This window comes from Streptomyces sp. NPDC040405, from assembly GCF_055595765.1.
In genome coordinates, this window is sequence record NZ_JBVIVI010000008.1 from 29,310 (window position 1) to 47,565 (window position 18,256).

Below are 18,256 nucleotides of genomic sequence, written 5' to 3' on the forward strand. Positions count from 1 at the left end.
CGACAAGGACCTCACCCCGCATGACCGCGACGTACCCGTCCGCCGGGGCCGGCCGCCTCCCCGCACCCGATCACCGGCTCTCGCCCCTCACCGGCTACACCCGAGCGCACTGGGAAGCCGCCGCCGACACCCTGCTCTCCGCCCTGCGCCCGTACGCGTCCGAGCACCTCGCCCAGTACCACCTGCCGGGCCGTGCCGGTCATTCCGGCCGCTGGTCCGACGGCGTGGAGGGCTACGCCCGCAGCTTCCTGCTCGCGGCCTTCCGTATCGCCGGTGCCCGCGGGACCGACAAGCCCGGCAGCACCGTCGTCCACGACCTGATCGAGCGCTACGCCACCGGACTCGCCGCCGGCACCGACCCGGGCCACCCGGAGCACTGGCCGCCGATCACCGACCGCGCCCAGCCCATGGTCGAGGCCGCCTCCGTCGCCATCGCCCTGCACGAGACCCGTCCCTGGATCTGGGACGGCCTGCCCGACGCCGTCCAGCAGAACGTGGCGGCCTGGCTCGGCGGCTTCGTCGGAGCGACCGCCAACGACTCCAACTGGCGCCTGTTCCAAGTGATCGCCGAGGAGTTCCTCGCCTCCATCGGCGCCCCGTACCGCCGCACCGAGATCGACGCGGGGCTGGCCCGCCTGGACGACTGGTACCGCGGCGACGGCTGGTACACCGACGGCGACGGGCAGAAGTTCGACTACTACAACGCCTGGGCCCTGCACCTGTATCCCGTGCTCTGGGCACGCATCGCCGGTTCCCGCGCCGACCCCGCCCTGGTGGCCACCCACCGGTACCGCCTTCGCGAGTTCCTCGGAGTCCACCAGTACTTCTTCGGCTCGGACGGCGCACCGGTCCACCAGGGCCGCTCGCTGACCTACCGCTACGCGACCGCGGCACCCCTGTGGGCCGGTGTCCTCGCCGACGCCGGGCCGCTGCCACCCGGCCGCGTCCGCCGCCTCGCCTCCGGCGCGCTGAAGCACTTCGCCGACCGAGGCGTGCCCGACGAACGCGGCCTGCTGACCCTCGGCTGGTACCGCCCCTACCTGCCCGTCACCCAGTCGTACTCCGGTCCCGCCTCCCCGTACTGGGCGAGCAAGGCGTTCCTCGGACTGCTCCTGCCGCCCGAGCATCCGGTGTGGACGGCGCCGGAGGAACCGGGACCCGTGGACACGGCGGACCACCGTCTGACCCTCCGGGGACCGGGCTGGCTCCTGCACTCGACGGCCGCCGACGGGATCGTGCGGCTGGTCAATCACGGCAGCGACCGGTTCCCACCGGCGCCCGCCGCCGGCGCTGCGACACCCCACTACAGCCGTCTCGCCTACTCCACCGCCACCGCCCCGGAGACTCAGCCCGACGGCGGGGACGGCACGCCCGACAACCACATCGCGCTGGTCACCGCGAGCGAGCCCTCCCGCCGAGGACGCATCCATCCCCTGTACGCGCGGGACGGCCAGGCGGCCTCCGCGCACACGCCCCTCGCATCCGGTGAGGAATCCCGGATCACCACGGCCAGCGTCGTCCACGGCCCCTGGGAGGTGCGCCTGCACCTCGTGGCGGCGGCCGTCGGCAGCATCGTGCGGGAAAGCGGCTGGGCCGTCGCCGACGACCGGACTCCGCCCGCCGCGGAGACCGGACCGCACTGGGCACTCGTGCGCCGTCACGACGGCCTGACCAGCGCGCTCATCGGCCTGCTCGGCTGGACCGGCATGCCGGGCGCCGTCAGCGCCCGAGTCCTGCGGGCTCAAGGCCGCAACGCCTGCGGCCACCACTCCGCCACGCCGGTCCTGACCGCGCGTCTGGCCGGCGGCACCGCCCTGCTGGCCGGCCTCGTGGTCCTCAGCAAGGATCCCCGCGTGTACGGCGACCCTCACGCGCTGCGTTCCGGCACCGAGGTCCGTGCACATCACGACGGCACGGTGGTGGTCCGCTTTCCGGACGGCTCGACCGAGCGTGTGGACACCCACAGGTTCCGAACGGCGCCGCCGTGATCACATGGGTGCGGGTGGAGCGCACCCCGGGCAGCCCGGCGCGCAGCTGCGGCCGCGACCTCACCACGGCCTGATCGGCGTACCGACGTCACCGGCGCTCATCACGCGTTGGCCGCCGCGTAGACCCGCTCACCCCCCACAAAGGTCTGGAGCACCTGGCAGTCGGCGATCTCCTCAGGAGGCCCGTCGAAGGGGTCGCGGTCGAGGACGACCAGATCGGCGAGGCGGCCGGGGGCGATGGTGCCCGTGTCATCCGCGTGGTTCACATACGCGCTGCCCGCTGTGTACGCGGCGATGGCCGCCTCCAGGCCGATGCGCTGCTCGGGAAGGAAGGGCGCGGTCCCCTCGGGGGCGTCCGGCAGTCGGCGGTTGACCGCGACATGGATGCCCGCCAGCGGATCCGGGCTGCTGACCGGCCAGTCGCTGCCCGCGGCGAGCGTGGCCCCGGCCCGGAGCAGCCCGCCGAAGGGGTACTGCCATCCGCCGCGCTCGGCGCTGAGGAAGGGCAGTGTCAACTCGTCCATCTGCGGCTCATGCGCGGCCCACAGGGGCTGGATGTTGGCGGTGGCGCCGAGCGTGCGGAAGCGCGGGATGTCGGAGGGGTGGACCACCTGGAGGTGTGCCAGATGAGGGCGGGTGTCACGGTGGCCGTTGGCGGCCCGCGCGGCCTCCACCGCGTCCAGCGCCTCCCGTACGGCCCGGTCGCCGAGCGCGTGGAAGTGGACCTGGAAGCCGTGTGCGTCCAGCGTGGTGACGTACTCTCTCAGCTCCTGCGGATCGACGAAGCTGATGCCGGAGTTGTCGGAGGCGCAGCCGCAGCCGGTGAGGTAGGGGCCGAGCATCGCCGCGGTGTGATTCTCGGCGACACCGTCCTGCATGATCTTCACGGTCGTGGCGCGCAGCGCCCGGCCGCGCCCGGTCGCCTCCCGGCGGGCGAGCAGCTCCGGGATCTGCTCGGCGCCCCGCGCCCGGTCCCACCACAGCGCGCCGACCACCCGGGCGGTGAGCAGGCCGTCGTCAAGGGCGGCGTGGTACGCGGGAGTCGGGTCGGCCATGTTGGCGTAGGAGCCGATGATGGCGTCCTGCCAGGCGGTCACCCCGAATGCGTGCAGTACGGACTGGGCGCGCAGCAGCGCGGCGGTCTGCTCGGCGAGCGTGACCTCGGGCAGCAGCGTGCCGACCAGGGATGCCGCGCCTTCCTGGAGCATGCCGGTGGGATTGCCACGCACGTCCCGCTCGATCCGGCCGTCCACGGGATCGGGGGTACCGGCGTCGATCCCCGCGAGCTGGAGGGCGCGGGTATTGACCCAGGCGCCGTGATGATCGCGGTTGGGAAGATAGACCGGCCGGTCGGGGACGATCGCGTCGAGCATCGCGGCCGTCGGCATGCCACCGGGGAAGGCTTCCATGGACCAGCCGCCACCGGTGATCCAGCCGAAGTCCCGGTGCTGATCGGCGTAGGCGGCCACCCGCCGCAGATACTCCCGCGCGTCGGTGGAGTCCCCGAGATGGCACTGTCCGAGTTCGATACCGGCGCCCAGCGGATGGACATGGGCGTCCTGGAAGCCGGGCAGCAGCAGCCGCCCGGCGAGGTCCACCACTTCGGTGCCGGGGCCGATCAGACCGTGCACCTCCTCCCGGCCGACGGCGATGACACGCTCCCCGCGTACCGCGACGGCGGTGGCGCGGCCGTGCGCCGGATCGACGGTGTGCACCGGGCCACCGGTGAAGACGAGATCGGCGGTGGTGTCGGACATCAGACGCACTCCAGGAATCGAGGGGTGTCGGGCCATGCGGGGGCGGGGCCAGGAGGGGCGGACGGGTCAGGAAGCGGTCCCGGCGGGGTGGTCCATCGGCAGCCGCAGCCGCTCCCCATCCGTGCCGCGCCCGGTGACGAAGTACGGCGAGCGCCGCCGGTACTTGGCCCAAGCGGCCATGGCCAGGCCGGAGGCCACGATCGCGCAGGGCAGGGAGAACATGAACCACCCGTTGTCCGGGCTGAGTTCGAAGTGGTCGGTCCCGGTCAGATACGAGTAGCCGAGATAGCCGCCGATGGCGAACAGCGCCAGCCCGGAGGCGGCCGGTACCCCCACCGCGAGCAGCGCCTCGCGCACCCCCGCGCGGAGGGTGGAGCGGAAGCGCACGGCGCAGGCGATCGCCGTCAGGCCGTAATAGAGGGCGACGACGAGGCCGATGGAGTTCACGGCCGCCAGGATCATGTCGTTCAGCTTGGGGATGGCCAGGGCGAGCAGGGCGACGGCGGTCGCGACGGCCATGACGAGGACGGTGCCGAGGGCGGGTGTTCCGTACCGGGGGTGGATGCGGGTCCACACGGGCCCCATCGTGCGGTCCCGGCCCATGGCCAGCAGCCCGCGGGCGGTGGGGATGACCGACGACTGGACGGACGCCACGGCCGAGAACATCAAGGCGAGCAGGGGCACGCTGGCCCAGGGTTCGGCGGCCAGCTTGGCGCCCAGATACGGAAGCGCCTGCGGGCCGTTCCGGATCAGCTCGGACAGGCTCATCTCCCGCTGGAAGGCGACCGAGGCGAAGAGGAACAGGCCGAGCATGGCGAAGAGGGCGATGAAGCCGCCGCGGGCCGGATTGCCGACGTCCCTGGTCTCCTCGGTGAGGCTGAACGCCGCGTCCCAGCCCCAGAAGAAGAACACCGCCAGGTCCAGGCCCTGGGCGAACGCCGTGCCGCTCTCGATCGCGAAGGGGTTGAACCACGACAGCGACAGCTCGTGCTCACCGGTGAGCAGGGCCCAGCCGCAGAAGATCAGCAGCACGGCGTATTCGAAGATCAGCAGACCCGCCTGCAGACGGGTGGCGCTGCGCACCCCGGTGACGGCCATGGCGGTCACGGCGGTGAGGACCACCAGCCCGACGACGGTGCTCGTGGCGGTGGAGTTCGGGTCGAGAGCGATCCCGGCGACGCTGGTGACATGCGCCTTGATGGCGAACTGGATGATCACTGAACCGGTGACGGCGCTGGTGTACGCCAGGAAGATGATCACGCCGACGATGTTGACCCAGCCGGTGAGGAAGCCCGGCCAGGGCCCAAGAGAGGTGCCGACCCATACATAGCCGCTGCCGCAGTTCGGCTCGGACCGGTTGAGCCGGGCGTACGCGCAGGCGATGCCGAGCATCGGCAGGAAGGCCAGCAGCAGGAGGACGGGGGCCTGGAGCCCGACGGTTGCGACGAGCGTGCCCATGCCGATGGCGATGCTGGTGGTGGCCGCCGTACTGGAAGCGGCGATGGCGACGCCGTCGACGACGCCGAGCGAACGGCGCAGCTCGGCGGGGTGATGGGACATGACGGGCTCCTCACTGAGGGAGGGGAGGGGAAGAGCCGTACGGATGCCGCGCATCGAATAACGGCCGCCCGCCTTGCGTCAATGGTGTTGACATAAGGCCGCGGGCGCCCTTCACTGCCCAGAACAGCGACTCAGCACCAGCGACACGGCGGCGGAGAGGAGTTCACCATGGCCGGTGCGGCGGGAGACCGGGTCTCTCATGAGCGCAGACGGCGTCGGCCCGCCCGCTCGGGCACGCTGCTGTCCGCCGAGCTGATCGTCGACTGCGCGCTACGGCTGATCGGCGAGCACGGCCCGGAGGCGCTCAGCGTGCGCCGCCTCGGGGCGGCCCTGGGCTGCGATCCGAGCGCGGTCTACCGCTACTTCCACAACACCGACGATCTGCTGCTCGCCGTCGCCGACCGGATCATCGGCGATTCGATGGACGGCTTTGTCCCCGGCCCGGACTGGGTGGCCTCGCTGCGGGAGATGGCCCTGCGGGTTCGCGACTCCTACCGCGCCCATCCGCGCGCCGCGGCGCTGGCCTCGTACCGGGTGACCCGCCGGGAGAACGAGTTCCGGGCGGTCGAGACCGGTGTCGGCATCCTGGTACGGGCGGGCTTCGAGCCCGCTCATGCCCTCCGTCTCTACCTGGCGTTCATCGACACCGTCCTCGGCCATGCCGCCCTGGACGCGGCCGCTCTCGCGTTGTCCCCCGCCCAGCGGGAGGGCGACAGCCAGGCGTCCGCCCGGGCCTATCAGTCGGTCTCCGCCGAGACCTATCCGCTGCTGGCCGCCATACGTGAGGACCTGTACGCGCTGGCGGAAAGCTCCTTCGAGCCCGCCCTCGAACTGATGCTGTCCGCGCTCGCGGCCCAGGCCCCCGCCCGCCCCGGGGCGTAGCCGGACCTGCAGGGACTCCTCAGCCGTGCGGTTCGGCGGTGTTGCGGACCGGTTGTCTGAGGATGGTGCGCAGCTTCTCGGTGGCGACTTTGCGGGGGTCGCTGAGGTAGACCTCGTGGTGCTTGCCGACCATGTGGAGACCGTTGTCGGGAATGAACTCGTCGTGCATCCGTGCCAGAGTGGCGGCCTCGTCGTCGAAAGCGCCGATGTGCAGCGTCTGCACGCAGAGTCCCTCGGACAGCGACTCCAAGCGGATATTCGCCCAGCCGCGCCAGGTCATTCTTGGCCCCGGCCTGCTCGACGGCGGCGTCGAACATCTCCTGGCCGATCCAGTCCGGAGTCATGATCATCAACGTCCAGTCCCACTGGGACTTGTCACGCGCCACCGTGAAGGAGTCCATGTCCTCGGCCCACCACAGACCCTCCAAGGGCATGACGACGTAGTCGCGTCCGAGGTCTCGCTTGCTGGCGAACTTCAGCTTGTAGGCCACCGGGTAGAGCGCTTTGAGCGCTTCGGCGTAGCCGGATGAGGTGTTGGGGTCACCGTGGCCGTCGATCATGAGGTACCGCATGTCGGGCACGTCCACGATCCGGAGCTGATCTCGTTTTGCCTGGTAGGCGTCGAGGCTCTTCTTGAAGTCGGTCTTGTCGGTCATCGGCACCTGGGCCCGGGAGGGGCGAGCCACGGCCTTTCTGCCTCGCGGAGGCTCGGCGAGTAGGCGAGGGTAATGATCACTCCGCTGATCTGGGGTTTTTGCGCTGGTTGGCATGGAAGCGCGCCTTCTTCTGGCGATTCCCGCACGTGCCCATGTCACACCATCTGCGGGAGCGGCTCTGGCTGGTGTCGAAGAAGGCGGCCTGGCAGGTCGGTGATGCGCACAGGGCCAATTTTCCGTCTCGTTCGCCCGCGAGGATGCTGATCGCGTCGGCGGCGATCACGCCGAGGGCATCTTCCACGCAGGAGGCCGAGCTGAGCCGCCATTGCCGCTTGCCCTCGGGCGTCAGGATGGCCGCGGCCCGGCCCTGAGCGCTGCGGTCGTTGATGACGTGGACAGCGGACGCGGGGAGAGTGTCCTGGACCGCGGCCGCTGTCGCGGCGGCGTGAATCGACTCCCTCAGCTCCCGCGCGAGGTCGAGCTGGGCAGCGGTGCAGGAGTCCACGGCGAGGCCGTACACCACCAGCCAGTCGACGAGTCGGTGCGGCGTGGGAATGCGCTCCACGGGATCGCCACGGCGCTCCGACAGAGTCCCCGTGAAGCTGGTCGCCAGCACGCTGCCGAGGCGGAAGTCAGGGAACCGAACATGCATGGAACCACCTTAGGGGGTTGCGGCGCGGCTCGGGGAACTGTTAGAACCGCCTTAGCCGGTTCCGCAATGGCCAGGAGGTCTCATGTCCCGTCTCACCCGCGACGTGCAAGCATGTGAAGCCCACGCGACTGACGCCGATCTCGACGATCTGCGCGCGCGACTGGCCGCGGCGCGGCTACCGGAGGCCGAGACGGTCCACCGCGCCGCGCCCGGCCCTCGCCGATGGGATCAGGGCGTCCCTCTCGCCGACCTCGTCGATGTCGTGGACTACTGGCGCACCGGGTACAACTGGCGGTCGTTCGAAGAGCGCCTCAACGAGATCGGCCAGTTCCGCACGACCATTGATGATCTGGGAATCCACTTCCTGCACCGCCGGTCCGCGCGTGCGGATGCCACTCCTCTGATCTTGACGCACGGCTGGCCGGGCAGCATTGCCGAGTTCATCGACGTAGTGGACGAGCTGGCAGATCCGGAAGACGTGGACGCGCCGGCGTTCCACGTCGTGGTCCCGTCGCTGCCAGGCTTTGGTTACAGCGACAAGCCGGCCACCACCGGGTGGGGAACCGAAAAGATCGCGGCCGCATGGGTGGAACTCATGGGGAGGCTCGGCTACAGCAAATTCGTAGCCCACGGCGGCGACTGGGGAGGCAATATCACCACGGTTCTCGGCGGCAGGTTCCCGGCGCACGTTCTCGGCATCCACACGACGTTCGCGGAGGGCCTGCCCGGTCTGACAACGGACGGGCTGACGGCGGTCGAGCGCAAGTGGGCCGAGGAAACCCGCGATTTCTGGGGCCGCCGCGCGGCGTACGCGAAGCAGCAGGCGACCCGGCCGCAGACCATCGGCTACTCGCTCGTCGACTCACCGGTCGGGCTTCTTGCCTGGATCCTCGACAAGTTCGCCGAGTGGACGGATACCGAGGACAGCCCGTTCGAGACGATTTCCAGGGACCGCATTCTTGACGACGTCACCCTGTATTGGCTGACGCGGACCGGCGCATCGGCGGCCCGCATCTACTACGAAAGCCACAACTCGCTGGACCCCGAACTTCGGGTCGACGTCCCGTCAGCGATCACCATGTATCCCCGCGACATCGAGAAGTGTCCGCGCCCCTGGGCGCAGGAGCGGTACCGGCAGATCGTCCGATGGAGGTCGCCCGAAAACGGGGGACATTTCCCGTCGCTGGAGGTTCCCGAGTATTTCGTCAAAGACCTGCAAGAGGGCCTCGCGGCAGTGCTGGCCGCCAATCGGTGAACGTGTACAAGCCGACCCTCCATGCTCCTGGACGAAGTCCCGGAGCGCCGGATTCTGCCCGATCTGCTGCGTGAGCTGGAGACATTCCTCCCGCTCACGCAGCAGACGCCTACCGCCCCGCCCTATTTCCGGGCGGCCGCACCCGCGCCCATCGGCGCCGACGTCTCGCTCAGCAGCAGGCCCCTGGTCTCCGGGGCCAGGAAATGGGAGACGACGCCGCCGATCAAGCTGATCGCGGCGGCACAGAGCATCGTGGTGGCGACGCCGAACTCGCTCACCACGAGCGGGAGCAGGAAGGTGCCCGCAGCGGCGCCTACGCGTGAGGCGGCGGTGGCGAAGCCGACGCCCGCGCCCCGGATCTCGGTCGGGAACACCTCACCCGGATACACGCCGGTCAGCGCAGTGGAGATCGCGTTGGCGACAGTGAACACGATGAAGCAGGAGATGACGAGGAGGGGCGAGACGTCCGCCCACAAGCCGACGGCGACCAGCGCCACCGCCGAGGTCCAGAAGGGCGGGATCGCCAGCTTGCGTCGCCCGACCCGCTCGATCAGCAGCACCGAGGTGATGGCACCGGCCACCACAAAACCGTTGAGGAGGAAGGCGGCTGACAGACCGTCCTTCATGCCTCGGCGAGGTCTCGCTGGTCTTCCTCGTCCATGAACTCGGTGGCCACCCGCCGGGCTTCCTCCGTACGGCCCTTGGACATCAGCCAGCGCGGCGACTCCGGTGTGCCCAGACGCAGCGCGAGGACGATCAGGGTGGGAACCGTGGAGAGGCCCAGGACGAGGTTCCAGCCGGCCGAGGTGGAGACGGCCAGGCCATAGCCGACGGAGTAGGCGAGCAGATAGCCGATGTACCAGGCGGTCTCCTGGATGGCGAGCAGCTTGCCGCGCAGCCGCGCCGGAGCGAACTCGGCGAGGAGCGGCCAGCCGATCGCGTAGTCGGCGCCGATCGCCACGCCCATCACGACGCGGACGAGGAATAGCTGGACGGCGTCGGCCACGAAGAACTGGGCGACGGAACCTGCCAGGAACATCAGCAGGGTCGCGGTGAACATGGGGCGACGGCCGAGCCGGCCGGCGAAGTAGCCGCCGAGCGGGCCGCCGAGGAAGATGACGACGCCGATGCAGCCGAGGATGAATCCGTCGATGAACATCCCGCCGGCGATCACGACACTGAGCTTCATCAGGAAGCGGCGTTTCGCGGGGGACAGGGGGACCGGCGGACGCGTGCTGGGCAGGGTGGAGCTCGTGCTGATCTGGGTCACGGTGTTTCCCTCGTCCGGGGGCAGGAAGGGGCCGCTGCGGTGCCAGGCGGTGCCAGGCGGTGCCAGGCGGTGCCAGGCGGTGCCAGGCGGTGCCAGGCGGTGCCAGGCGGTGCCAGGCGGTCCGGGAAGGCGGGAGCGGTGTGCTGCCGCGTCGATGAGGACTCTTGCGGTTGGGGTCTGCCGGTCAGACGGCCTGGAACTCGACCTTGCCCAAGCCGTCGAACTCGGCCGTGACGACGGCGGCGCGCTTCAGCGGAACCGCCTCGAGGCAGCTGCCGGGCAGGATGACCTGGCCGGGCTCGAATGCGATGCCGTACTGGGAGAGCTCGTTGGCCACCCAGGCGATGGCGGCGATCGGGTTACCGAGGACGGCGGAGGCCGGGCCGGAGCCGACGCGCTCGCCGTCGTAGCGCAGTTCGCCCGTCATCGTCGAGAAGTCGATCTGCCCCAGTGTCTTGGGCGTGGTGCCGAGGACGATGCCGCCGACGGAGCCGTTGTCGGCGAGGGTGTCACCGATCCGGATGCGCCAGTCGGTGAAGCGAGAGGAGGACGTCCGCGACCGTGACATGGGGTCCTTCGAGCCGGTCCTCGAGGAGGAACGCGGGCTCGACCTCGGCGTACGGCTCGATGAACCGGTCGAGGTGGACCGGCATGTTCTCGAAGTGGAAGTCGCTGGCGAGCAGGTGGCCGTAGTCGGGCTGGCCGACGCCGAAGGCGTCCTGCATGACCTTGGCGATGTTGCCGAGTTTGTAGCCGACGCGGCGGTCGCCGTCGGCGACGCGGCGGCGGACGTTGTGCTGCTGCACGGCCATCGCGTCGGCGAGGGTGAGGTCGGGGCGGGCGTCGGTGATCGGCCGTATCGCCTTGTGGGCCTGGCGGGCGGCCTCGATGGCGTCAGCCATCTCGATCAGGTCGTGCTGCATGGGCTCGCTTCCTGGGGGGGCGGGCGGGCGTCAGCCGCTGGAGATGAGGGGTCGGTGCTGCGGGAACGTCGGTACGCGCACGCCGGTGAGAAGGGTGGCGGGGCCGTCCCGAAACGTTCATTCCGAACGTGACGTTCATTAATCACGTGGTCTGCCGACCGAAAACTTCCATGGGCTCCGGAGCGCGTCAAGAGGGTGTGCGCGAGGCTGGGGGCTCGTTTTTGCTGTCCCTGGCGACTTGACGGACTCGCCAGTCACTCTCACTATGAACGTGACGTTCGAAAATTGAACGTCATCACGGCGCTCCGGGAGGGACACCATGAGCACACAGCCCCTGAAGCTTTTCGCCTTCGACATCTGCGCCCCCGCTCACCTGACGGCCGGATCCTGGCGGGACGCCGCAGACAAGGGTTTCCGCTACACGGACCTGAGCTACTGGACGGACACGGCGAAGATGCTGGAGGAGGCCCGGTTCGACGGAATCTTCTTCGCGGACAACGTCGGCTACCACGACGTCTACGGCGGCAGCCCGGACGCGGCGTTCCGGGACGCGGCCCAGTTCCCGATCAACGACCCGACGCTGCTGATCTCGGCGATGGCCTCGCACACCCGTCACCTGGGCTTCGGCGTCACGGCCTCGCTCACCTACGAGGCGCCGTACTCACTGGCCCGCCGCTTCTCCACCCTGGACCACCTCACCAGCGGCCGGGTGGGCTGGAACATCGTCACCTCGTACAGCGACGCCGCCGCCCGTAACTTCGGCCTGTCGAAGCAGATCCCGCACGACCAGCGCTACGACATGGCCGACGAATACATGGAGGTCGTCTACAAGCTGTGGGAGGGCTCCTGGCAGGACGACGCCGTGGTCCGCGACGCCGCGAACGCCACCTACATCGACCCGGCCCACATCCACTCCATACGGCACAAGGGCGAGTACTTCGACGTCCCCGGCATCCACCTGTGCGAGCCGTCCCCGCAGCGCACCCCGATGCTCTTCCAGGCAGGTACCTCCTCGCGAGGCATGAAGTTCTCCGCCGCCAACGCCGAGGCCGTCTTCGTCAACACGATGACGCCCGAGATGACCCGCCGCAGCGTCGACAAGATCCGCGCCGCGGTCGCCGAGGCGGGCCGCGACCCGCGCTCGGTCAAGGTCCTCGCGCTGCTCACCGTCATCGTCGCCCCGACGGACGCCGAGGCACACGCCGCGTACGAGGAGCACGTCCGCAACGTCTCCTACGACGGCGCGCTGGCCCGCTTCGCAGGCTGGACCGGCATCGACCTGTCGGGCGCGGACCCCGACATGCCGCTGGAGTACGTGGATGTCGAGGGCAGCCGCTCGATGGTCGAGATGTTCACGAAGGCCGACCCGGACCGGAAGTGGACCACCCGACAGGTCGCCGAGTTCATCGGCATCGGCGGCAGCGGCGCCGTGATCGTCGGTTCGCCGGAGACGGTCGCCGCCGAGATGCGCACGTGGCGAGAGGTCGCCGACGTCGACGGTTTCAACCTCTCCTACGCCACCAAGCCCGGCGGTTGGCAGGACTTCATCGAGCTGGCGCTCCCCGTCCTGCGCGACGAGGGCCTGGCCCGCACCGAGTACGACAAGGATGCCGCCACGCTGCGCGAGTCCTTCTACGGCGTCGGCAGGTGCCACACGCTCGACGGCCACCCGGCCTCGAAGATCCGCGCCGCCGCGCCCGGCACCAGCGCCGACTTCGCGAGCTGAACTCCTCGGCGGTCCGTCCGCACGGACCGCCGTCCCGCACTCCTCAATTCCGCCCCGCGCACGACGATGTCGAAGGGATCGCTGTCATGACCGCCACCTCCATGGCCACCGCCACCTCCATGGCCACCGGCGCCTCCGCCCCGGCCGCCTCCTCCGCCTCGGCCTCTGCCGAGACCGCCGTCGCCCAGCGGGCCTTCCGCGACGTGATGGGACACCTGCCGACCGGAGTGGTCGCGATCACCGGCGTCGAGGCGGAGACCTTCCGGCCCGCCGGGATGATCGTCGGCACCTTCCAGTCGCTCTCCCTCACACCGGCGCTGGTGACCTTCAGCGTCGACCGCTCCTCCACCAGCTGGCCCAGGATCCGCACCGGCGGCCGGTTCAGCGCAAGCGTCCTGGCCGAGCATCAGACGGACGTCTGCAAGGCGCTCTCGCGCAAGTCCGGCGACAAATTCGAGGGCGTGGAGTGGGTGCCGTCGCCAGAGGGCTCCCCGCAGTTCCTCGGCGCCTCGGCCTGGATCGACTGCGAGATCGAGCAGGAGCTGGACGGCGGCGACCACGTCATCGTCATCGGCCGCGTCCTGCGCATGGACGGTGGCTTCACCGATCCGCTCGTCTTCCACAAGGGCAGGCTCGGTGGCTACCGCGCTCCGGTCCCGGCCTGAGCCCGCACCGAAACGGGCACCACCGCGTCCGGTACCGCACCCCGCACCCCGCACACGTCCCGGGCCGTTTCGACGACCCGGGCCCCGCATCGCCGAAGGACTCCCGTGAACCACCCCCAGCCCGCCGAACCCGAGACCCCGGCAGCCGAACTCGAGTCCCTGCTCGCGCTGGCCGCCGAGGCCGCCCCCGTCTGGGCCGCTTTCACCCCGCGCGAGCGGGCCGCAGCGCTCACCGCCGTCGCGAACGCCCTGGACGAGAACGCCGATCACCTGGTGGCTCTCGCCGACCGTGAGACCGGACTCGGCCACGCCCGGCTCTCCGGCGAGGTCAAGCGCACCTCGGGCCAGCTGCGCTCGTACGGCGAGTACGCCGTCGACGGCGCCCCGTTCGGCGTCACCATCGACCACGCCGACCAGGACGCGACCCCGCCGCGCCCCGAACTCCGCCGCCAGCTCGTCCCGTCGGGCCCGGTCGAGGTGTTCGCGGGCGGCAACTTCCCCTTCGCGTTCTCGGTCGCCGGTACGGACACCGCCTCCGCGCTCGCGGCAGGCTGCCCCGTCCTTCTCAAGGCGCACCCGGGACACCCTCGTACGTCCGCGACGACCGCGGCCCTGGTCCGTGAGGCGCTGGCCGCGGCAGGCGCGCCGCTCGGCACCTTCGAGATGTTCACCGGGCGCGAGGCGGGCGTGACCGTGCTGGCCGCGCAGGTCCTGGAGGCGCTGGAGGGAAGCCTTACCGTCACCCTGCAGACCGCGCCCGACGACCAGCCGGCCGGTCTGGTCGAGCTGGCTCAGCGCAAGGCGGGCCGGGTGCTGTTCAACGGCTGGCCCACCGGCGTCGCCGTCACCGCCGCTCAGCAGCACGGCGGCCCGTACCCGTCCGCCACCTCCGCCCACACCTCGGTCGGCCCCTACGCCATCGGCCGCTTCCTGCGCCCCGTCGCCTACCAGGACGCCCCGGCGGAACTCCTCCCGCCCGCGCTGCGTGATGACAACCCGCTCCGGTTCGTCCGCACCGTCGACGGAAAGCCCGAGACGGCCGCCCATTGAGCAGCTGAGCAGCAGGACGCCACCAAGAGACCCGAAACGGATTGACGGCACACCGAACGACCCGGAAGGGGAACCCATGGGAACGGAACAGCACGAGCAGGTCGACGTAGCGGTCGTGGGAGCAGGCGTCGCAGGTCTGGTCGCGGCCCGCGAGCTCGGCCGCCAGGGTCTGAAGACCGTCGTCCTGGAGTCGCGGGACCGCCTCGGCGGCCGCACCTGGACCGACCACCGCCTCGGCCGGGACCTGGAGATCGGCGGCACCTGGCTGCACTGGACGCAGCCGCACGTCTGGGCCGAGGTCAACCGGTACGGCCTGGAGGTCACTCGCGGCCCGCGCTCCGAGGAGACCTTCTGGCTCGCAGGCGACGAGGTTCGGCGCGGCACCCTGGACGACTTCATGAACCTCATCGACCCGGGCATGACCCGTCTGCTCGAAGAGACCATGACGTGGATACCGCGTCCGGACGACCCGCTGCGCAACCCCGACCTGACCAAGGCCGACGCCTGGACCGTCCAGGAGAAGCTCGACGAGCTGAACCTGCCGGTGGCGGAGAGATACGCCAACGAAGCGGCCTGGACCGGCCACTTCAACGCCCCGCTCGACCAGTGCTCCTTCGTCAACGCCCTGCGCTGGACGGCCGCTTCCGCCGGTTCCTGGCACCTGATGCACGAGGCCTCCGCCATCTTCCGGCTGGCCGGCGGCACCAAGGGCCTGGTCGCGGCGATCGCGGCGGACGCGGGGGCTTCCGGCAACGCCGAGATCAAGCTGTCGTCCCCGGTGACGTCCATCGCCCACGACGCCGACGGGGCAACCGTCTCCTACAGCCACGGGCGGACCGTCCGCGCCCGCCGCGTGATCGTCACCCTCGGGCAGAACATCCTCGACGGCCTCGACGTCACCCCGGCCCTGCCCGAGGAGAAGCTCGTCCCCGCCTGCCAGAAGACCGCCTCTCAGGGCGCCAAAGCGTGGATTCGCGTCCGCGGCCCGATCAAGCCGTTCTTCGCGTACTCCTCGCAGCATCACCCGCTGTCGGTCGTCCGCACCGAGTTCCTGGGCGAGAACGATGCCGTACTGGTCGCCTTCGGCGCTGACGCCACACGTATCGACGTCAACGACCGTGACGCGATCGACGCCGCGCTGAAGGTATGGCGCGACGACCTGGAGGTGCTGGAGGTCGGCGGCCACGACTGGATGGCCGACGAGCACTCCGGCGAGACCTGGCTGATCCAGCGCCCCGGCCAGTTCACCGGCCACCACGCCGCCCTTCAGGCACCGTCCGGCGTGCTGCACTTCGCGAGCGGCGACATCGCCAACGTCTGGGCGGGCTTCATCGACGGCGCCGTCGAGAGCGCCACCCGCGTCTCCCGCCAAGTCCGCGAGAGCCTGGCCTGACGCGTGCGAGGCGAGCCGACGGAGGAGCAGCGCACTGACGCGCCCGAACCGGGACTCCCGCTCTGGGCGCTGCGACGGGCCGCGTCCGTCCTGTCCGTCGAGGCGGTCCGCGCCGGGGACGGGCTGTCCGCGGGGACGGCGACGACGAAGCTGACCGCGGCCGAGCTGGCCCGCCGCACCGGGCTCAGCCGCAGTCTCGCCCGCCGCTGCCTGCACCGGCTGCGACCGGGGGTGCGGGTTCGCTGACGCCGTGTGTGCTCCTCAGTCCGTCTCGTCCCACAGCACGGCCGCGAGCCGCTCCACCGTGCTCCGCATCAGCTCCAGGTTGCGGGGGATCCGATCCCGGGTGAAGCGGTAGCGCGGGCCGTTCACGGTCAGGATCGCGATCAGCTCACCCGCCGGGTCGCGCACCGGCCGCGACAGCGAGAGAAGGCCCTCCTCCAGCTCGTTGTCGATGACCCCGTATCCCTGCTCGCGCACCTGGTCCAGCTCCCGCAGCAGCTGGGCCCGGTCCGTGGTCGTCTGCTCCGTGAACGCCTCGAGCCGCTCCGGCAGCAGCGCCGACACCCGCTCCCGCCCCAGCTCGGCCAGGAGCACCTTCCCCGTCGAGCTGGCGTGCAGCGGATAGTGCTGACCGCGCATGCCCTGGTGCGTCGCGCCGACGACGTGCGAGCCGTACGCTTCCGCGATCAGTTCGAGATCGTCGTTCGGTGTGGCGACGGACAGGGTGACCGACTCGTTGAGGTGGTCCGCCAGCTCCTGCAGTAGCGGCTGCGCGCGCTGGGCCACACCCGAGTGCGGATCCGCGTACCGGCCGAGCCGGGCCAGCTCCCAGCCGAGTACGTAGTTGTTGTCGATGCGGTCCACAAGACCGGTCTGCTCCAGGCTGAGCAGCAGCCGGAACGCGGTCGGCCGGGAGATCCCCACGGCCTTCGCCAGTGTGGTCACGGTGGCACCGCCCTGCGGCTGGGCCGCCAGTTCCCGCAACAATCGCGCCGCCTTGACCACGGACTTGTTGGTCAGCTCTGCGGGGGCGGCGGAGTCGTCGCTCATGGGAACCTCTTCGGCGCTGGACAATCACGGACTGTGCGGTAGCGGACGCCTTCACCCTACTGACCGCTCGTTCGCATTTTGAACGCGCCGCCCAACATGAGCCTGATCACGTCCTCACCGAGCGGGACGTCAGCATCCGATGGCCGCAGGAGTCCGGCGAATCAGCTCCGTCCACACCCTTGACGTGAGCTTCACCGAGGCCCAGAGTGCCAGTTAATGCGCATTACTAATGCGCATTAACGACCAGGGCGGGGTCATCCCGAGGGGGAGTGCCGGTGGAGCAACCACGCAAGCGAGCCAGGTCGGGGCGGGCTCCCACGCCCCCGGGCCGCACCTCACGGCCGCGTCAGGCCGAGGTGGCCCGGCTGGCCGGGGTCTCGCAGGCCACGGTCTCGCTCGTGCTCGGCGGCAAGAAGCAGGGCGCCGCGATCTCGCCGGAGACGCGGCAGAGGGTGCTCGACGCGGCCCTCAGCCTCGGCTACGTGCCCGACCCGGCGGCCCGCAGGCTCGCCGCCGCGCGCAACGACCTGCTCGGCGTCTTCAGCTTTACCGCGACCTTCCCCACGGATGTGCAGCACTCGTACTACCCCTTCCTGGTCGGCGTGGAGCGGGAGGCCGCCGCCCGCGGTTACGACCTCGTGCTCTTCACCGGCTCCAGCTCCGGCGGCGCGGGGGCCACCGGACCGGACGCCCTGAGCCGGGTCCGGCTCGCCGACGGCTGCCTCTTCCTGGGGCGGCACGTGCCCACCGAGGAGCTGCGGCGCCTGGTCGGAGACGGTTTTCCCGTCGTGCACGTGGGCCGCAGGGACGAACTGGAGGGCCTGGCCTGGGTCGGTGCCGACTACGTGAGCGCCAGCCGCGAGGTCGTCGCCCAGCTCGCCGCGCTCGGTCACCGGCGCATCGTGCTGGTCCGCGAGGACGACGACGCGCCCGCCTCCACCGACCGCGAGCACGGCTTCCTCAAGGGCCTGGAGGAAGCAGGACTGCCCGCCGGTCCCGAGGCGGTCTTCCGCACCGCCGACCCCGCGCGCACGCTCTCCCCCGAGCGGCTGCGGGCGTGGCTCGACGACGGAGTGACCGCCCTGGTCGCCGAGGAGACCGACACCGGCGGCGCGTGGCGGGCCCTGCGTGCCGCCGTCGACGAGGCCGACCTCGACTGTCCCGGCGAGCTGAGCCTCGCCCTGCTCGGCAGCCCGCCCGCCGATCTCGCGGCCGAACCGGTCCCCACCGGATTCGACATCCCCCGCCCCCAACTCGGCGCCGCCGCCGTCCGGTTGCTCGCCGCCCTGGTAGCGGGGGAGGAGGCGGACGAACCCCTCGTCGTCTGCCCGTTCCGGACCGGCACCACGGCGGGCCCCGCGCCCCGCCGCGCCTGACCCCGTACGACCCGCCTCACGCCGTACGACCCGCCTCACCCCGTACGACC

18 protein-coding genes are annotated in these 18,256 nt (G+C 70.7%); 9 read left to right on the forward strand and 9 right to left on the reverse strand.

What is annotated here, in order from left to right; all coding sequences use genetic code 11:
• Positions 1-20: 20 nt before the first annotated feature.
• Positions 21-1,988, forward strand: a complete 1,968-nt coding sequence (locus ACZ59A_RS29425) for a DUF2264 domain-containing protein (protein ID WP_470964553.1) — start codon at positions 21-23, stop codon at positions 1,986-1,988.
• Positions 1,989-2,089: 101 nt separating this feature from the next.
• Here the strand turns inward: ACZ59A_RS29425 and ACZ59A_RS29430 are convergent, their stop codons facing one another.
• Together ACZ59A_RS29430 and ACZ59A_RS29435 are read right to left on the reverse strand one after the other, a co-directional pair.
• Complete coding sequence (locus ACZ59A_RS29430; protein WP_470964556.1) at positions 2,090-3,745, reverse strand: amidohydrolase; 1,656 nt, start codon at positions 3,743-3,745, stop codon at positions 2,090-2,092.
• A gap of 66 nt (positions 3,746-3,811) precedes the next feature.
• Positions 3,812-5,305, reverse strand: coding sequence for an APC family permease (locus tag ACZ59A_RS29435; RefSeq protein WP_470964558.1), 1,494 nt, complete (start codon positions 5,303-5,305; stop codon positions 3,812-3,814).
• A gap of 168 nt (positions 5,306-5,473) precedes the next feature.
• Between ACZ59A_RS29435 and ACZ59A_RS29440 the strand changes: the two genes are divergently transcribed.
• Positions 5,474-6,187, forward strand: a complete 714-nt coding sequence (locus ACZ59A_RS29440; RefSeq protein ID WP_470964561.1) for a TetR/AcrR family transcriptional regulator — start codon at positions 5,474-5,476, stop codon at positions 6,185-6,187.
• Between the two features lie 19 nt (positions 6,188-6,206).
• On the opposite strand, the gene ACZ59A_RS29445 is transcribed toward ACZ59A_RS29440, so the two are convergent.
• Both ACZ59A_RS29445 and ACZ59A_RS29450 read right to left on the reverse strand, forming a co-directional pair.
• Positions 6,207-6,410 carry a GyrI-like domain-containing protein gene (locus tag ACZ59A_RS29445; protein WP_470964564.1) on the reverse strand — a complete coding sequence of 68 codons (204 nt, stop codon included), beginning with the start codon at positions 6,408-6,410 and terminating at the stop codon, positions 6,207-6,209.
• 509 nt (positions 6,411-6,919) lie between these two features.
• Entirely contained in the window at positions 6,920-7,495 is a 576-nt protein-coding gene (locus ACZ59A_RS29450; protein ID WP_470964567.1) for a CGNR zinc finger domain-containing protein, read from the reverse strand.
• Positions 7,496-7,577: 82 nt separating this feature from the next.
• Here ACZ59A_RS29450 and ACZ59A_RS29455 point away from each other — a divergent pair, with 82 nt between their 5' ends.
• On the forward strand, positions 7,578-8,750 hold the full coding sequence (locus ACZ59A_RS29455; protein ID WP_470964570.1) for an epoxide hydrolase family protein: 1,173 nt from the start codon (positions 7,578-7,580) through the stop codon (positions 8,748-8,750).
• Positions 8,751-8,872: 122 nt separating this feature from the next.
• Here the strand turns inward: ACZ59A_RS29455 and ACZ59A_RS29460 are convergent, their stop codons facing one another.
• The 4 genes from ACZ59A_RS29460 to ACZ59A_RS29475 all read right to left on the reverse strand — a co-directional run bounded on the left by ACZ59A_RS29460 (position 8,873) and on the right by ACZ59A_RS29475 (position 10,943).
• Positions 8,873-9,376 carry an MFS transporter gene (locus ACZ59A_RS29460; protein WP_470964573.1) on the reverse strand — a complete coding sequence of 168 codons (504 nt, stop codon included), beginning with the start codon at positions 9,374-9,376 and terminating at the stop codon, positions 8,873-8,875.
• Positions 9,373-10,020 (reverse strand): MFS transporter, encoded by a 648-nt coding sequence (locus ACZ59A_RS29465; protein WP_470964576.1) that lies wholly within the window; start codon positions 10,018-10,020, stop codon positions 9,373-9,375. The genes ACZ59A_RS29460 and ACZ59A_RS29465 overlap by 4 nt, the downstream gene beginning before the upstream one ends.
• A 184-nt stretch (positions 10,021-10,204) precedes the next feature.
• Positions 10,205-10,588: a 2-keto-4-pentenoate hydratase gene (locus ACZ59A_RS29470; protein ID WP_470964579.1), complete on the reverse strand. Its 384-nt coding sequence runs from the start codon at positions 10,586-10,588 to the stop codon at positions 10,205-10,207.
• Positions 10,530-10,943 (reverse strand): 2-keto-4-pentenoate hydratase, encoded by a 414-nt coding sequence (locus tag ACZ59A_RS29475; protein ID WP_470964582.1) that lies wholly within the window; start codon positions 10,941-10,943, stop codon positions 10,530-10,532. Before ACZ59A_RS29475 ends, ACZ59A_RS29470 begins: the two co-directional genes overlap by 59 nt.
• Positions 10,944-11,262: 319 nt before the next feature.
• Between ACZ59A_RS29475 and ACZ59A_RS29480 the strand changes: the two genes are divergently transcribed.
• From ACZ59A_RS29480 to ACZ59A_RS29500, 5 genes are all read left to right on the forward strand, one after another.
• The gene (locus ACZ59A_RS29480) at positions 11,263-12,669 is read left to right on the forward strand and encodes an LLM class flavin-dependent oxidoreductase (RefSeq protein ID WP_470964585.1); all 1,407 of its coding nucleotides are present in this window, start codon (positions 11,263-11,265) and stop codon (positions 12,667-12,669) included.
• 86 nt (positions 12,670-12,755) lie between these two features.
• Positions 12,756-13,334, forward strand: coding sequence for a flavin reductase family protein (locus ACZ59A_RS29485; RefSeq protein ID WP_470964588.1), 579 nt, complete (start codon positions 12,756-12,758; stop codon positions 13,332-13,334).
• Positions 13,335-13,439: 105 nt separating this feature from the next.
• Positions 13,440-14,384 (forward strand): aldehyde dehydrogenase family protein, encoded by a 945-nt coding sequence (locus ACZ59A_RS29490; protein ID WP_470964591.1) that lies wholly within the window; start codon positions 13,440-13,442, stop codon positions 14,382-14,384.
• A gap of 76 nt (positions 14,385-14,460) precedes the next feature.
• Positions 14,461-15,777, forward strand: a complete 1,317-nt coding sequence (locus ACZ59A_RS29495) for a flavin monoamine oxidase family protein (RefSeq protein ID WP_470964594.1) — start codon at positions 14,461-14,463, stop codon at positions 15,775-15,777.
• 3 nt (positions 15,778-15,780) lie between these two features.
• The gene (locus ACZ59A_RS29500; protein ID WP_470964597.1) at positions 15,781-16,023 is read left to right on the forward strand and encodes a hypothetical protein; all 243 of its coding nucleotides are present in this window, start codon (positions 15,781-15,783) and stop codon (positions 16,021-16,023) included.
• A 15-nt stretch (positions 16,024-16,038) separates the two neighbouring features.
• Here the strand turns inward: ACZ59A_RS29500 and ACZ59A_RS29505 are convergent, their stop codons facing one another.
• Entirely contained in the window at positions 16,039-16,830 is a 792-nt protein-coding gene (locus ACZ59A_RS29505; RefSeq protein WP_470964600.1) for an IclR family transcriptional regulator, read from the reverse strand.
• 275 nt (positions 16,831-17,105) lie between these two features.
• On the opposite strand from ACZ59A_RS29505, the gene ACZ59A_RS29510 reads away from it, so the two are divergent.
• Complete coding sequence (locus ACZ59A_RS29510) at positions 17,106-18,206, forward strand: LacI family DNA-binding transcriptional regulator (protein ID WP_470964603.1); 1,101 nt, start codon at positions 17,106-17,108, stop codon at positions 18,204-18,206.
• Positions 18,207-18,256: the final 50 nt, after the last annotated feature.

What these genes read in the sequence shown, in the direction of transcription:
- ACZ59A_RS29430 (WP_470964556.1), bottom strand. Translation starts at nt 3,745, where the DNA reads ATGTCCGACACCACCGCCGATCTCGTCTTCACCGGTGGCCCGGTGCAC.
- ACZ59A_RS29450 (WP_470964567.1), bottom strand. Translation starts at nt 7,495, where the DNA reads ATGCATGTTCGGTTCCCTGACTTCCGCCTCGGCAGCGTGCTGGCGACC.
- ACZ59A_RS29485 (WP_470964588.1), top strand. Translation starts at nt 12,756, where the DNA reads ATGACCGCCACCTCCATGGCCACCGCCACCTCCATGGCCACCGGCGCC.
- ACZ59A_RS29460 (WP_470964573.1), bottom strand. Translation starts at nt 9,376, where the DNA reads ATGAAGGACGGTCTGTCAGCCGCCTTCCTCCTCAACGGTTTTGTGGTG.
- ACZ59A_RS29440 (WP_470964561.1), top strand. Translation starts at nt 5,474, where the DNA reads ATGGCCGGTGCGGCGGGAGACCGGGTCTCTCATGAGCGCAGACGGCGT.
- ACZ59A_RS29425 (WP_470964553.1), top strand. Translation starts at nt 21, where the DNA reads ATGACCGCGACGTACCCGTCCGCCGGGGCCGGCCGCCTCCCCGCACCC.
- ACZ59A_RS29470 (WP_470964579.1), bottom strand. Translation starts at nt 10,588, where the DNA reads ATGTCACGGTCGCGGACGTCCTCCTCTCGCTTCACCGACTGGCGCATC.
- ACZ59A_RS29480 (WP_470964585.1), top strand. Translation starts at nt 11,263, where the DNA reads ATGAGCACACAGCCCCTGAAGCTTTTCGCCTTCGACATCTGCGCCCCC.
- ACZ59A_RS29455 (WP_470964570.1), top strand. Translation starts at nt 7,578, where the DNA reads ATGTCCCGTCTCACCCGCGACGTGCAAGCATGTGAAGCCCACGCGACT.
- ACZ59A_RS29495 (WP_470964594.1), top strand. Translation starts at nt 14,461, where the DNA reads ATGGGAACGGAACAGCACGAGCAGGTCGACGTAGCGGTCGTGGGAGCA.
- ACZ59A_RS29505 (WP_470964600.1), bottom strand. Translation starts at nt 16,830, where the DNA reads ATGAGCGACGACTCCGCCGCCCCCGCAGAGCTGACCAACAAGTCCGTG.
- ACZ59A_RS29435 (WP_470964558.1), bottom strand. Translation starts at nt 5,305, where the DNA reads ATGTCCCATCACCCCGCCGAGCTGCGCCGTTCGCTCGGCGTCGTCGAC.
- ACZ59A_RS29475 (WP_470964582.1), bottom strand. Translation starts at nt 10,943, where the DNA reads ATGCAGCACGACCTGATCGAGATGGCTGACGCCATCGAGGCCGCCCGC.